Consider the following 13,334-nt stretch of genomic DNA (forward strand, 5'->3'; position numbering starts at 1 on the left):
TGAACGCGACAAATAGGGCTAACAGCCGCGCAATTGTTCAATACCGGGATTTTGACATTGGCCCATTCGCCGTAATCGAATGGAGCGACAACGTGTGGTCCATATTCCGCATCCGGTGTCGCAGCATCAAACGCCCTAGTCGAGCCAGCTCTGGCGCGTATTCCGGTTTTGTGGCGACGTTTTCCATTTCTCCATTTTTGCTGTGATCAAACAAGATCGGCGGAAGATCGGCGGCGAACTCAACCAGCGTGAACTTTTCGTCCCGCAAAATTCCCAGGCACGACTCGCTGTTTCCAGTGCCCAAGGTCTTTTGCCAGATCGTCGCCTTTTCCGGCTCAGAGAAGTCAAGCTCGCTAAAGGAATAGTCGCGCCAGTCGTCTGGAACCGCCCCTTGCAGCAAAGGCATCAGGGATCTGCCGTCCATCGCGTTGGGCACCGATTGCCCAACCCAGTCCAAAATGGTGGGGGTGATGTCGATTGACTCAGTGGGCGCAGAAACAAGTTTGCCGGCCTGGGACTGATTGCCCGGCACTCGGATCATCAAGGGGGTGTGAAATGCCGCATCATAGACCGTCATCTTGCCCCAGCTGTGCCGATCACCCAACATCTCTCCGTGATCGGCAGTGATGACGATCAATGTGTCATCATACTGACCGCTTTCCTTTAGGAACCGGACGACTCGACCAATGTGATGGTCCACCTCGCTCGCCAGCCCCAGATAGACCGAACGCAAGATGCGCACGTTCTCGGGCGTCGGTTCGACTTGGTCAAAGCCCAGAACGAAATCCGAAACCGACTGCTTGGCCATTGTCGGCCCAAAAAAGGGGTGAAGCGCCAGCTCGCTGGCTGCATCGGGATAACCGGCTGGCAAGGGCAACGTGGACGGGTCATACATGTCGTTATACGGCGCCGGAGCCACAAGTGGCGGATGGGGTCTGATATAGGTCAGATGCGCGAACCAGCCCTGCCCCGCACGAGGTGCCATATTGTCCAAAAAGGCGTTCGTCAGAAAAGCGGTGTCGCTGTCCTCAGCCGCGTAAATCGCGGGGTCGTTGAGACGGGCCGGGCTTCCGTCCGGGGCAGCCGGTTTATGCACATCCCAGTAGTCGTCGAATTCATACCCTTTCTGCATCAAATGAGACCGCCAAGGATAGGATTCCTCCAGCCTCATCTCGACCACTTCTTCAAACCCGGACATGGCGTTTTCGTATGACCTCAGGATAGGGTCGGATGGATCGTGAACCCGTGGGTCAGCCGACGTGTCAGTGTACCCAAACAGCAGCGGAAGATACCCTGCCTTTCGCATCTCTGTCGCGATGTTTGGGGTGTCGTGACGCAGCGGTGTCCCGTTTCGCACGGATCGATGGTTCATCGCATATTGCCCGGTCAAAATTGACGCCCGGGACGGCCCACATGGGTTCGTCACCGAGAAATGTCGGTCAAAGGAAACCGAGTCCGCCATGAACTCGCGCAAATTCGGCAGTTCAACATGCGCTGCCAATGCTCCGTTCAGGCAATCCGCCCGCAATTGATCGATGATGATGAACAGGACATTCCCCGCGCGCCTCATTCCACTCTCCATGATTCCGTAGACGTGGTCTTGGGCGAACTCTGTCGCGGTTCCGTATTTCGGGCAACAGGATTGTCATCGCCTCAATCCGATTACCTATGAAAGGCACAAGGATCTGATATGCCGCTTGTGCCGGGCACTTGGCCCTTCTTGCAAACGTCATTCCCAAGCCACAGAAATGAGTTCGCCTTCAAAAAATGCGTTGCAGCACACCGCCGTTTCACATCACATACGGCCATGACGCAGCCAACGATACAATCTGACAGGGATGCCAACGGCGTTTACTTCAAAGTGTCTGGCGACCTGCTGACACAATCGCTGAGCAGCGTCGAAAAAACCTTCTCGGCTTTCCAGCCGGACGGCAGCGACGTCGTCGTGGACCTTACCGACGTTCACGCATTGGATACCGGAGGCGCGTGGCTGGTCGCAGACTTGGCCCGGCGCGTCCAGACGTCTGGGGCCCAGGTCCACATTCAAGGCGTTTTACCTGCCTATTCCGACCTGATTGAAACGGTTTCGCAAAACATCCCACAAGAACCGGGCACCGAAGCAGATCGCCGCAGCTTTACCGACTGGGTTGAAAGCATCGGCAAACGAACCGTCGGAGGTTGGAATGACACCCTTTCGATGCTTGAGTTTCTTGGCCTCACCCTACACCGGCTTGTCCGAACCATTCTGATGCCACATCGTCTGCGCCGGGCCGCCTTGGTTTCGCAGATGGAAGAAACCGGGTTCAAGGCAATCCCCATTGTTGCCCTGATGGGGTTCCTGATCGGCGTCGTTCTGGCATTTCAGGGCGCGACACAGCTAAAGCAATTCGGAGCCGAGATTTTCGTGGTCGAACTGATCTCGATCTCAGTGCTGAGAGAGCTTGGCATTCTGCTGACTGCGATCATTGTTGCTGGCCGGTCAGGATCAGCATTCACGGCCTCCATCGGCTCGATGAAGGTTCAGGAAGAAATCGACGCCATGCGGACACTCGGACTAGACCCTATCGAGGTTCTGGTGATCCCGCGTGTCGTTGCCCTGTTGATTATGCTGCCGATCCTCGGCTTTGTTGCAGATATGGCCGCTCTGGTGGGCGGGGGATTGATGAGTTGGATTGATCTTGACGTCAGCCCTGGCATGTTTGCGACCCGGCTGAAAGAGAACACTGGCATCTGGCATTTTGCAATCGGCATGATCAAAGCGCCTTTCTTTGCGCTGGTCATTGGCGTCGTCGCCTGTTGGCAGGCGCTGCAGGTCAAAGGCTCGGCCCAGAGTGTCGGGCAACGCACGACCGCCTCGGTGGTGCAATCCATTTTCATGGTTATCGCACTTGATGCCCTGTTCTCGATCTTCTTCTCGGTCATGGGGGTCTGATATGGACGGAACACCCCTTGAACAGGCAACAAAATCCGACGCAAAACGCGAGGCAGTCATCCGCGTTCGCAATCTGACCAATCAGTTCGGCCCGCAAGTTGTCCACCAGAACCTGAACCTCGATGTCTGGCGTGGCGAAGTGCTGGGCATTGTCGGCGGCTCCGGCACGGGCAAGTCAGTTCTATTGCGTACAATCGTTGGGCTGAACAAACCTGCGGCCGGCAGCATCGACGTGCTGGGCGTTGACGTTCTGAACGGCCCCGAACAGGAAAGACGCCGGATCGAACAGCGCTGGGGCGTTGCGTTTCAGGACGGCGCTCTGTTTTCGTCACTGACCGTTTTGCAGAACGTGATGGCACCGCTGCGTGAACACACACGGCTGAGCGAAAGCCTGATGCGTGCGCTTGGGGGCCTCAAGATCAGCTTGGTTGGCCTGCCTCAGTTGAGTTGCGGCAAGTTCCCGTCCGAATTGTCCGGCGGGATGCGCAAGCGCGCGGCACTTGCGCGGGCGCTCGCTCTGGACCCGGAAATCGTTTTTCTTGACGAACCTACTGCTGGTTTGGACCCGATCGGAGCTGCAGCCTATGACGAGTTGATCGGCGAGTTGCAGCACGCACTTGGCTTAACCGTCTTTATGGTCACACATGATCTGGACAGCCTGTACGCCATTTGCGATCGCATCGCAGTTCTTGCGGAAAAACGCGTGCTTGTTGAAGGTCCGATTGAAGAAATGACCAAAGTCGATCATCCTTGGGTGCAGGAATATTTCACGGGCCCCCGCGCGCGCGCTGCGCAAGAGAAGGGGCAGGACAGGTAGAAGCCATGGAAACCCGAGCGAACTATATCCTGATCGGCGCGTTTACCCTTGCGGGTATTCTGGGCGCGTTCGGATTTTTTCTATGGCTGGCAAAATTCGAGGTGACGCGACAATACGCTTACTACGAGGTCCTGTTTGAAAACGTATCTGGCCTGTCGGCGGCTGGGGGCGTCAGCTATAACGGCTTGCCGGTCGGGCAGGTCATATCGCTGGATTTGGATGACGACGACCCGTCCAAAGTCAGGGTCCGCATTGAAATTGATGCAGACATTCCGGTGACAACAGAAACGATTGCGCAGCTTCAGTCGCTTGGCGTCACTGGTGTCAGCTATGTTGAACTGACAGGAGGCTCACCAGAAGCCGAGAGACTTCCCCAAGACAGCTTGATCAAAAGCAAACGCAGCGCAATCCAGTCCCTTTTTGAAGGCGCGCCGCAGTTGATGGAAAAAGCAATAACGCTACTGGAGGACGTCAACGAAATCGTCGACGAAAAGAACCGCAAAGCCGTTGCGGATATTCTCGAAAATGTCGCCTCGGCGACGGGGCGGCTGGACAAGACGTTGTCGGACTTTGAGTCTTTGTCATCCGATCTGGGCGGGGCCGCCAAAGACATTTCCGCTTTTTCATCGCGTCTGGGCCAACTGGCCGACACCGCGGAAACAACTTTGACCACCGGAACCGATACACTGAACAGTGTGAAAACAGCGTCCGAGTCCGCCACGGCCGCGCTGGATAGTGCGAAAGTCACAATCGAGGCGGCTGACACCGTGATCAAGCAGGACCTGAAACCCTTTCTGGACCGAGCCTCAGCATTGGCAGAAGACTTGACCGAACTTACCGGTGAAGGGTCTGTAGCATTGACGATGGTCACCGAAACCTTTCTGAACGCAAACGAGACGCTGGACTACATTGACAGAGCAATGGACACAGCCCACAGCACATTGACCTCGGCAGAGCGCGCGTTCGACTCGGCCAATCGCGTGATCGATGAGGACGTCGGCAAGGTGGTCGAAGACATTCGCAATGCGGCAAATCAAGTTGCCACGACCGTCACCAAAGTGACAGACAGGCTAGACGAGATTTCGGCCGACATCCTCAGCGCGTCTCAATCCGCTTCTGAACTTTTGGGGACGATCGACGGAATTGTGCAGGACAACCGGCGTCAGTTGTCTGATTTCCTGCGTGTGGGGCTGCCTCAATTCACACGCTTCATCGAAGAATCTCAACGGCTGGTCGTCAGTCTGGACCGATTGGTGGATAGGGTTGAACGAGACCCCGCGCGCTTCTTACTGGGTACCCAAGCATCGGAGTTTCGCCAATGATCAGGTCATTTATTGCCATGCTGGCGATCGTTTCGATGGCTGGCTGCACCGGGCTGGGAACGCTTCAGCAGGCGTCCAAGCCAAACGACCTTTACCTTTTGTCACCCAAAAGTACCTTTTCGCCCTCTCTGCCGCGCGTTCAACGACAGATCGTCGTGGAAGAACCGACGGCAACGGCTGCGGTCAACACGGATCAGATCGCAGTGCAGCCCACCCCCTTGCAAGTGCAATATCTGGCCCGCGCGCGGTGGGTGGATCGCGCGCCGCTGATCGTTCAAACTCTGTTGGTTGAAAGTTTCGAGAATAGCGGGAAAGTTGCTGCTGTCGGCAGATCGACTGTCGGCTTGAGGGCAGACTATGTGATCGTTCCCGATCTGCGCGAATTTCAGGGAATCGTCGTTAGCGAAGCGGACAATTCGTCAAACATTCGAGTTGAAGTTCGCATGAACATCAAGATTATCGACGAGTTTGAGGATAAGATTATTGCGTCGAGTTCCTTTCAGGAAAACGTAGTCTCAGCAAGTGACCAGACTGCGGATCTGGTCACTGCGTTCGACACCGCGCTTGGGAGAACGATGCGCGACGCGGTTGAATGGAGCATTCGCAAAATCCACACCCACGCCGCTAACAATCCAAGTTCGTTTTGACCCTATAACCCGGATCAGCACCGTCCAGCTTATTGAGCCAGTGTTTGCGCAAGGCGCATCAGGGTAATCGCCTCGGCCCTATAGCCAAACGGGTCTTTACCCCGCGCGGAACTGGCCAAGTTTATAGCATCCTCATAGGTCCAATCTCCCAAAAACGTGTCGTCTCGCATCAACTGCCCGAAACCGGCTATTGCGTATGAAAAGCGTACGTCATCCGTGACTTCGCCTTGCCGGAAAACGATGGGTTGCTCGATCAACTCACTTTGGGCGGTCCCTGGTGATTTGTAACGCAATTTAAAATACCCGATTTCATCTGACCCTGCGGTCTCAACCTGTTCGGCATAGCGCAGCGGACCATTCCTGACGGCATCCGATTCGACCGGAGTCACTTCGTATATGGCTGTTACGTTGTGGCCAGCGCCAATATCGCCAGCGTCCACCCTGTCATTCGAGAAGTCTTCGCGACGCAACGCCCGTGTCTCGTAACCAATCAACCGGTACTCGGCGATTTGCGCCGGATTGAACTCGACCTGGATTTTGACGTCGTTGGCAATCGGAAACAAAACACCCGTCAGTTGATCGACCAGAACTTTGCGCGCCTCGCTCAGCGTGTCGATATAGGCCGCCTGACCGTTGCCGTTCTGCGCCAGCGCCTGCATCGTTGCGTCGTCCAGGTTGCCACGACCAAAACCCAAAACACTCAGGAAAGTGCCGCTATCTCGCTTGTCTGCGATGAAATCCGTCAAAGCCTCGGGGTCGGATAGGCCGACGTTAAAGTCGCCGTCCGTGGCGAGAACAACCCGCGTTACTTCTCCTTCCGCGGCCATAGCTTCAGCAACTTGATACGCTTGCTGCAATCCTGCCTGTCCCGCAGTTGACCCTCCGGCCTCAAGCCTGTCCAGCGCGGACATGATCTTGGACTTTTCCGCAACTGTCGTTGGCTCAAGTACCTGCCCCGCACTACCGGCATAGGTGACGATCGAAACCTGATCTTCGGGTCGCAACTCGGACAGCAGCAGGCGGAACGACTGTTTGAGCAAGGGCAACTTGTTCGCATCCTGCATCGACCCAGACGTATCAATCAGAAAGACCAGATTCAGCGGCGGCCGATCGGCAATTTCGGGCATGGCACCTTGAATACCGATATGAACAAGCTGCGTGTCATTGTTCCAAGGTGTCGGGCTTACAGCAATGGTAGGTCGAAACGGTGCGGCTCCTTCCGGGGCAGGGTACGCATAGGGGAAATAATTCACCATCTCCTCGACCCGAATGGCGTCCCGCGGCGGCAAATGTCCACTTAAAAGCGATGAACGCGCGATCGAATAAGAGGCTGTATCCACGTCGATCGAAAACGTCGAAACAGGGTCTTCCGAAGTGACCTTTAGCGGATTGGTATCTGCGTTTGAAAATGCTTCTGTGTCCTGATCCGGCTGCACGACCAGCGATCGTTCTGACGGCGTAGCGGCGATCACCGGTGCCTCCATCAACGCGCCGCCAGTAACGATGGCAGACGGCTGATCCGCCGGAACCAACGCTCTTTCCTGCCGCTTTCTCTGAACGGCCGAGGTCGCCCCCTCATCGGCAAACTGCTCTTGCGAAAGGAGCGTGGCGGCTTCTTCCTGATCCAACCCTGTGCTTGGCGAGGAAAAACGGCTTTCAACCCAGCTTGTCGGTTGGATAACGTAGTCCCGCGTTTGCGGGAGGATCACGATCAGGGCAACGGCTGCAACGGCCGTAGTTGCGGTCAGTACGCCGCGATGGGTCAGGGCATTTAACATGGGCTTCGCTCCTTCTATCAGACGGGCCAAATGGCCTCGCTCGACAGTGGGACGTGCCTCGGTCGCATTTCCTTGGGCATCAAGGAAACTTTTTTGCGCATGAGCCAGGTTTGCAGCGCGCCGTCCCGCATCCGGTGCCGGGGTGGCCGAACTTATTGTGGCCTTCAGCTTTTCAAGTTCATCTGTCATTGGGCCAGCTCCTCCTGCCGCATGACGCGCAGGCGCTTTCGGATTTCCGACATTCGCCAGGACACGGTGCCTTCTGAAACACCCAGCACCTCAGCAGCTTGGGCATGTGTCATTTCGTCTTCCAACGTCAGCGCCAACGTGTCCTGCAACTCGCAGGGCAAAGAGCGCATCGCCCGCACCAACCAGTCCACTGCCTCGGCCGTCTCTGCAGCCTCGGCGCGGCGCATTTTCTCGACATCGCCCCAACTGGCGGCCGCACGGGTGTGACTGGCACGGCGGCGGCGCGTGTCCTCCGCTGCGTTTACAACGACACGGTATAACCATGTTGTGAACTGCGCCTGTGCACGGAATCCGGTTATTTTCCCAGGCAACGCCAAGCAGATATCCTGCGTCAAATCTTCAGCGAGATCCGCACGCCCGGACAGCCGAAACGCCAATCGGAATATCCTGTCGTAGTGCCGCGCCAAAAGGGTGGCAAACGCCTCAGCGTCGCCATTGGCAGCAGCCATTGCCAAGTCCTCATCCGATGTTTTCATACGCATCACGATTGGTAAGACGGATCAGGAAGGTCAATCCTTGGCCAAAACAGAAAAAAAATTAGAACCGATCAGCCGAAGCCATATTCCAGTCCAGCTTGTATTCATCCGGGATAGCATCGGTCAGCAGCACGCCTTGATCCAGAAACGTATACAGTTCTCCGTAGGACCGTTCACGTTCATCAGCGGTCCGGCGGTGAATATCTGACGGTTGCAACTGGGACACGCGGCTTTTTCCCATAGCCCCAAGCAGTTCACGGAAACTTTCAAGCGTAGAGTCGTGATAGCGATGCACCCTTTGGCGCTTTTGCTGAACGTTCACGGCGCGCCCCCGCACCGGGTCTTGCGTTGCGACACCTGATGGACAGCGGTTGGTATTGCAGTGCAACGCCTGGATGCACCCGACAGCGAACATCATTGCACGCGCTGCGTTGCACATATCGGCCCCAAGCGCGCATTTCTCGACCATGTCATAACCAGTCGCCACCTTGCCCGAGCAAATGATACGTATCTCGTCACGCAAACCGGCGCCGCGCAGACAGTTGTTCACAAAGATCAGCGCTTCGTTCAGTGGCATGCCCAGACGGTTCGTAAACTCGACCGGGGCTGCGCCGGTTCCCCCTTCCGAGCCATCAACGGTGATAAAATCGGGCAAGATACCTGTTTCCAGCATCGCCTTGCAGATCGCCATGAATTCCGAGGGGCGACCAATACACAGCTTGAACCCGATAGGCTTGCCGTCCGACAGTTCGCGCAAATGCTGTACAAACTCCAGCAGACCTTTCGGTCCGTCAAACGCGGAATGGACGGGCGGGGAAATAACGTCCTGATGCAACGGAACACCGCGAATATCAGCGATCTCCTGATCAACCTTGGCCGCTGGCAAAACGCCGCCATGCGAGGGCTTTGCCCCTTGAGACAGTTTTATCTCAATCGCTTTTACAACTGGATTTCCTGCCTTTTCAGCGAATTGAACCCTGTCGAATCCACCATCGTCGGTGCGACACCCAAAATAACCTGTCCCGATCTGCCAGATGATGTCGCCACCTTCGGCCAAGTGATGCGGCGACAGGCCACCTTCACCGGTGTTGTGCGCAAAGCCTCCGTCCTTTGCGCCGCCATTCAAAGCCCGGATTGCATTGGCGCTAAGCGCCCCGAAACTCATCGCCGAAACGTTCAGGCGGGACGCGCTGTAAGGTTGCTTGCATTGCGGGCCGCCCAACACAATCCGCCCTTCGCTTTCCGGCACGTCCTTGGGTGCAAGAGAATGGTTTGCCCGGTGATAGCCTACGGACAAAATGTCGTATTGGGTGCCAAATGCCTGAGTATCGACTTGTCCCTTGGCGCGCGCATACACCAGACCCCGGATAATTCGGTTGAAGGGGCGCCCGCTTTCGTTTGTTTCAACAAAGTACTGGCGGATTTCGGGGCTCACAAATTCCAGCATATAGCGGAAATGGCCTAGAACAGGGTAATTGTTCAGCACGTTATGCTTGGTCGTCAGAATATCGTAGAGGCCAACCACGGCGTAGGGCACGAGTATCACAAGCAGCCAATAGGCCGGCGGCCAGAAATAACCCCAAAGCAGAGTTAACGGCAGGCACACATAGCTGAGGAAGTAATAGAGTCTGCGTACAATCATCGTGATCTCCGATACCGAGATAGGCTTAACCAATCGTTGGGCAAAACGACGTTTAGTTGCAAGAGTTTACGCCGTTCTACACCAAAAAGGGCTTAATCGCGAAGCTGGGTCTTCTGTTGATCCGAATGGTTGCCGCCTGTATCTGGAAAGACAGGTGAACTTGGGCAGGATCATTGGCTTTGAAAATAACGCGACCGGCGGTTCGATCCACGGCCCTTATGTTCTTGGCCGTTTTTGTAGGTGGGGCCGCGGGTTCGCTTCTGCGCGAAAGTCTATCCGTCACGATCCCTGGAATTCCGGTTTTGACTGCAACGTTCGGGATCAACATTGTGGCGTGCTTTGTTCTGGGTTGGCTGTTCTCCATCCGCCACTGCGTGCACGCCCATGTCCTGCACCTGGGTGCTGTTGGGTTCTGCGGGGGATTGTCCACTTTTTCGTCATTTGTCGCCGAACTTGAACGCCTCGCCGAGGCGAACTTTCTGACCGCCGCAACAGCGGCCGGTCTCGAGATCGCAATCGGTCTCGCGGCGGCCATCCTCGGCGAAGCGATCGGAAGACGCGGCCTTGGTCGGAGGGCGGGCGGTTGAATGATCTCTACCTTCACGCGATGTTTGGTTTGGGCGGCGGATTGGGCGCGGTTCTACGTCATGCGATCGCGTTGACAATCAGGCACGACCTTCCCTTGTCGACGCTAATCGTGAACGTGCTGGGCAGCCTGCTGTTGGGCTTGTGGGTTGGCTATCTGGGTGGACCAGCGGATATGGGCGAGCAGGAACGGCGCTTGGTTTTCGGTTTCTGCGGTGGCTTCACAACGTTTTCCAGTTTCGCCTATCAATCGCTGGAACTAAGACGAGAGCGCACGATCGCGTTGGCCGCCGGCAACATTCTTATAAGCATATTTTTGTGTTGGTCCGCACTTTGGCTAGGGCTTTTCCTCACCCGCTAATGAGCGTGAACCGTAGCCTGAGTTCCCGGCTTAGGCGCCTTACAGAACAGCAGAAGCGGTATTGAGGCCAAAGCCAGCAAGCCCAGATTATTAAATACGGTCAGGTAAGAAATCAGCTCGGCCTGACGGTTGATCTCCTGACCCAGAATTGCCGCACCTTCGGCGCTGTCCGGTGTCAGGCCCAGCGGTTGCAGATAATTTTGAGCGGCGGTGTTGTATGGCGTCACATTCTGGCTCAACACCGCTGTATTGGTCTGTAACCCACGAACAACCCACGTCCCGACCAGAGAAATTCCGATGGATGATCCAAGCTGCCGCGTAACATTGAACAGACCAGAGGCTTCGTCCTGACGCGCTTGAGAAATGCTTTCAAACGCAAGGATGGACATGGGAACGAAGACAAGACCCATGCCCAAGCCGCTTACGGCACCAGGCCAGGCCAACTGCCAGAACCCGGCATCCAGATTGAGTGCACCAAGCATGAAATTACCGACAGCCGTCAAAAGCATCCCCAGCCCGGCCAGAACACGAGGATCAAACCGTGTAGACAAAACTGCGCCTGTAAGAACCATTGATGCGCCGGCCGCAATCCCTCGGGGAATGAACAGATGGCCAGATTCGATGACCGGATAGTCCAACAGACTTTGAACAAAGGTCGGCAGTATGGCAATTCCACCGAACAGCGAAATGGCAAACCCAGCAATGACCAGATTGCACAGGGCAAAATTCCGGTCGGCAAAAAGGCGAAGATCAACGACCGGTGTCTTTGAGGACAGGGCGTGAACGACGAAACCAACAGCGCCAAGCACCGAAGCGATTAGGGCAACCTGAATGACGCGCGATGACAACCAGTCCTTGGTTTCGCCCTGATCCAGAATGAATTGCAGGCACCCGATTCCCACTGCCAGCAATGCCAAGCCCTTCCAGTCGATGCTAACATCTTCGGTTTTGTCGTCAGGCAACTCTCCGGCCAGCAACAGCAGCGCCATCGCCGCCACCGGAAGGTTCACGAAAAACACCATCCGCCACGAGAAATACTCGGTCAATATCGCGCCAATTGTCGGACCCAGAACCGGTGCAACAACCACCCCGAGGCCGAAAACTGCCATCGCCTGACCTCGTTTCTCGCGCGGGAAAGCATCAAAAAGAATGGATTGTGATAATGGAATAAGAAAGGCTCCGAACATGCCCTGTGCAAGTCGAAAGGCCACGATCGTCTCAAGGCTCCAGGACAATCCGCACATGACCGACATTGTCGCAAAACCAGTCACGGCCGTCAGGATCAACCGGCGTCGCCCTACCCTGCGGGCGACAAATCCGGTCAGGGGCATAACTACGACGGCCGAGACGATGTAGCTTGTTAATATCCACGTCGCCTGATCGGTTGTAGCTCCGAAGGCCGCTTGAATATGAGGCAGCGCGACATTGACGATCGTGCTATCCAAAACTTCGAGAATGGCACTCAGCACCACGGCAATGACAATCACCGGATTGACATGGCCTGTAGCCGAAAGGCTCATTCTCCTGCCCGTTCCGAAGTCGTATCCACCGTGACTTTGCTGCTGCCGCCTGCCCGCAGCGGAGCATCCGTCGGGTCAAGAGACACCCGCACGGGAAACCGGCGGGTGACCTTGACCCAATTACCGCTGGCATTCTCGGACGGCAGCAAGGAAAACGTATCCCCCGATCCGCGGCCAATGGATTGCACTTTCCCGCTCAGCGTCACCCCAGGCAACATGTCGATCTGCACTTTCACCGGCTGACCGGGTCGAATACGGGGCAGCGATGTTTCCTTGAAATTCGCGTCCACCCACCAATCGGAAGACTCGACAATCGAAAACTGGGGCGCGTTCGCTGATACGGCGGAACCGGGGCGCAATGTCAGGTTCGCAATCCATCCGTCAGCAGTTGCAAACACTTTGGTCCAAGCAAGATTGGCCTGATCGATTTCCAACTGCGCGCGCGCCGACAGAACATCATCCTGCTTGGCCTGCAATCCGCTTTGCAAAGCCAAAAGGCTGGATTGACTGGTGGTAAGCCCAGCCGAAGCCTGCGCAAAATCCGAGGTCGCCTGATCCAACGACGCCTGGGCCAGATCACCGGTCGAGAAAAGCGCCTTGGCTCGTTCGAGGCTTTTTTGGGATGTATCGAAAACGGATTGCGCGGATGCAACCGACGCTTCGGCCGCAGCGATCTGAGTGGCGTAGGATTCAGCCTGCTGTACGGCACTGTCCAGGTTTGCCCTGGACTGGTCCACGGCCGCCCGGAACTGAGTCTCATCAATCGTAAACAGCAGATCGCCGGCTTTGACTGCCTGGTTTTCTAACACCGAGACATCATCCACCTGGCCAGTCACCTGCGCGGCCACATTGATGATATTTGCCCCCACATAGGCGTCCTTGGTTGACGGATACCTTTCTTCATGCCGCCAAAACAGAAGCAGGCCAACAGCGATAGCGATCAACATTGTCACGGCAGCGACAGTTTTGAGGGACTTCATGGGTCGATCTCCTTGCTCAATCGCG

The 13,334-nt window shown here is 56.1% G+C and carries 12 protein-coding genes; 6 read left to right on the plus strand and 6 right to left on the minus strand.

What is annotated here, in order from left to right:
• Positions 1–37 precede the first annotated feature (37 nt).
• The gene (locus ACR0LH_RS15165; protein WP_170416023.1) at positions 38–1,570 is read right to left on the minus strand and encodes a sulfatase-like hydrolase/transferase; all 1,533 of its coding nucleotides are present in this window, start codon (positions 1,568–1,570) and stop codon (positions 38–40) included.
• Positions 1,571–1,807: 237 nt separating this feature from the next.
• On the opposite strand from ACR0LH_RS15165, the gene ACR0LH_RS15170 reads away from it, so the two are divergent.
• The 4 genes from ACR0LH_RS15170 to ACR0LH_RS15185 are packed head-to-tail and all read left to right on the plus strand — an operon-like array spanning position 1,808 to position 5,718.
• Positions 1,808–2,932, plus strand: coding sequence for an ABC transporter permease (locus ACR0LH_RS15170; RefSeq protein ID WP_170416025.1), 1,125 nt, complete (start codon positions 1,808–1,810; stop codon positions 2,930–2,932).
• A gap of 1 nt (position 2,933) precedes the next feature.
• Positions 2,934–3,749, plus strand: a complete 816-nt coding sequence (locus tag ACR0LH_RS15175; RefSeq protein ID WP_170389034.1) for an ATP-binding cassette domain-containing protein — start codon at positions 2,934–2,936, stop codon at positions 3,747–3,749.
• A gap of 5 nt (positions 3,750–3,754) precedes the next feature.
• Entirely contained in the window at positions 3,755–5,071 is a 1,317-nt protein-coding gene (locus ACR0LH_RS15180; RefSeq protein ID WP_170416029.1) for an MlaD family protein, read from the plus strand.
• Positions 5,068–5,718, plus strand: a complete 651-nt coding sequence (locus ACR0LH_RS15185; RefSeq protein WP_480681494.1) for an ABC-type transport auxiliary lipoprotein family protein — start codon at positions 5,068–5,070, stop codon at positions 5,716–5,718. Before ACR0LH_RS15180 ends, ACR0LH_RS15185 begins: the two co-directional genes overlap by 4 nt.
• Before the next feature lie 29 nt (positions 5,719–5,747).
• Here the strand turns inward: ACR0LH_RS15185 and ACR0LH_RS15190 are convergent, their stop codons facing one another.
• The 3 genes from ACR0LH_RS15190 to ACR0LH_RS15200 form a co-directional block, all read right to left on the minus strand.
• Positions 5,748–7,685, minus strand: coding sequence for a vWA domain-containing protein (locus ACR0LH_RS15190; RefSeq protein ID WP_480721586.1), 1,938 nt, complete (start codon positions 7,683–7,685; stop codon positions 5,748–5,750).
• Positions 7,682–8,221: an RNA polymerase sigma factor gene (locus ACR0LH_RS15195; protein WP_170416033.1), complete on the minus strand. Its 540-nt coding sequence runs from the start codon at positions 8,219–8,221 to the stop codon at positions 7,682–7,684. Before ACR0LH_RS15195 ends, ACR0LH_RS15190 begins: the two co-directional genes overlap by 4 nt.
• Before the next feature lie 61 nt (positions 8,222–8,282).
• Positions 8,283–9,863, minus strand: coding sequence for an FMN-binding glutamate synthase family protein (locus tag ACR0LH_RS15200; protein WP_170559541.1), 1,581 nt, complete (start codon positions 9,861–9,863; stop codon positions 8,283–8,285).
• Positions 9,864–10,042: 179 nt separating this feature from the next.
• Here ACR0LH_RS15200 and ACR0LH_RS15205 point away from each other — a divergent pair, with 179 nt between their 5' ends.
• Both ACR0LH_RS15205 and ACR0LH_RS15210 read left to right on the plus strand, forming a co-directional pair.
• On the plus strand, positions 10,043–10,450 hold the full coding sequence (locus ACR0LH_RS15205; RefSeq protein ID WP_480681497.1) for a fluoride efflux transporter FluC: 408 nt from the start codon (positions 10,043–10,045) through the stop codon (positions 10,448–10,450).
• Entirely contained in the window at positions 10,447–10,809 is a 363-nt protein-coding gene (locus ACR0LH_RS15210) for a FluC/FEX family fluoride channel (RefSeq protein ID WP_170559543.1), read from the plus strand. Before ACR0LH_RS15205 ends, ACR0LH_RS15210 begins: the two co-directional genes overlap by 4 nt.
• Here the strand turns inward: ACR0LH_RS15210 and ACR0LH_RS15215 are convergent.
• Together ACR0LH_RS15215 and ACR0LH_RS15220 are read right to left on the minus strand one after the other, a co-directional pair.
• Positions 10,806–12,329, minus strand: a complete 1,524-nt coding sequence (locus tag ACR0LH_RS15215; RefSeq protein WP_480721587.1) for a DHA2 family efflux MFS transporter permease subunit — start codon at positions 12,327–12,329, stop codon at positions 10,806–10,808. The two genes, ACR0LH_RS15210 and ACR0LH_RS15215, sit on opposite strands and share 4 nt — an antisense overlap.
• Positions 12,326–13,309, minus strand: a complete 984-nt coding sequence (locus tag ACR0LH_RS15220; RefSeq protein WP_170416043.1) for an HlyD family secretion protein — start codon at positions 13,307–13,309, stop codon at positions 12,326–12,328. The genes ACR0LH_RS15215 and ACR0LH_RS15220 overlap by 4 nt, the downstream gene beginning before the upstream one ends.
• Positions 13,310–13,334: the final 25 nt, after the last annotated feature.

The organism is Ruegeria sp. CL6 (assembly GCF_056536465.1).

Coding starts and splice junctions, on each gene's coding strand:
- ACR0LH_RS15220 (WP_170416043.1), bottom strand. CDS start 13,309: ATGAAGTCCCTCAAAACTGTCGCTGCCGTGACAATGTTGATCGCTATC.
- ACR0LH_RS15215 (WP_480721587.1), bottom strand. CDS start 12,329: ATGAGCCTTTCGGCTACAGGCCATGTCAATCCGGTGATTGTCATTGCC.
- ACR0LH_RS15195 (WP_170416033.1), bottom strand. CDS start 8,221: ATGAAAACATCGGATGAGGACTTGGCAATGGCTGCTGCCAATGGCGAC.
- ACR0LH_RS15190 (WP_480721586.1), bottom strand. CDS start 7,685: ATGACAGATGAACTTGAAAAGCTGAAGGCCACAATAAGTTCGGCCACC.
- ACR0LH_RS15200 (WP_170559541.1), bottom strand. CDS start 9,863: ATGATTGTACGCAGACTCTATTACTTCCTCAGCTATGTGTGCCTGCCG.
- ACR0LH_RS15175 (WP_170389034.1), top strand. CDS start 2,934: ATGGACGGAACACCCCTTGAACAGGCAACAAAATCCGACGCAAAACGC.
- ACR0LH_RS15165 (WP_170416023.1), bottom strand. CDS start 1,570: ATGAGGCGCGCGGGGAATGTCCTGTTCATCATCATCGATCAATTGCGG.
- ACR0LH_RS15170 (WP_170416025.1), top strand. CDS start 1,808: ATGACGCAGCCAACGATACAATCTGACAGGGATGCCAACGGCGTTTAC.
- ACR0LH_RS15185 (WP_480681494.1), top strand. CDS start 5,068: ATGATCAGGTCATTTATTGCCATGCTGGCGATCGTTTCGATGGCTGGC.
- ACR0LH_RS15180 (WP_170416029.1), top strand. CDS start 3,755: ATGGAAACCCGAGCGAACTATATCCTGATCGGCGCGTTTACCCTTGCG.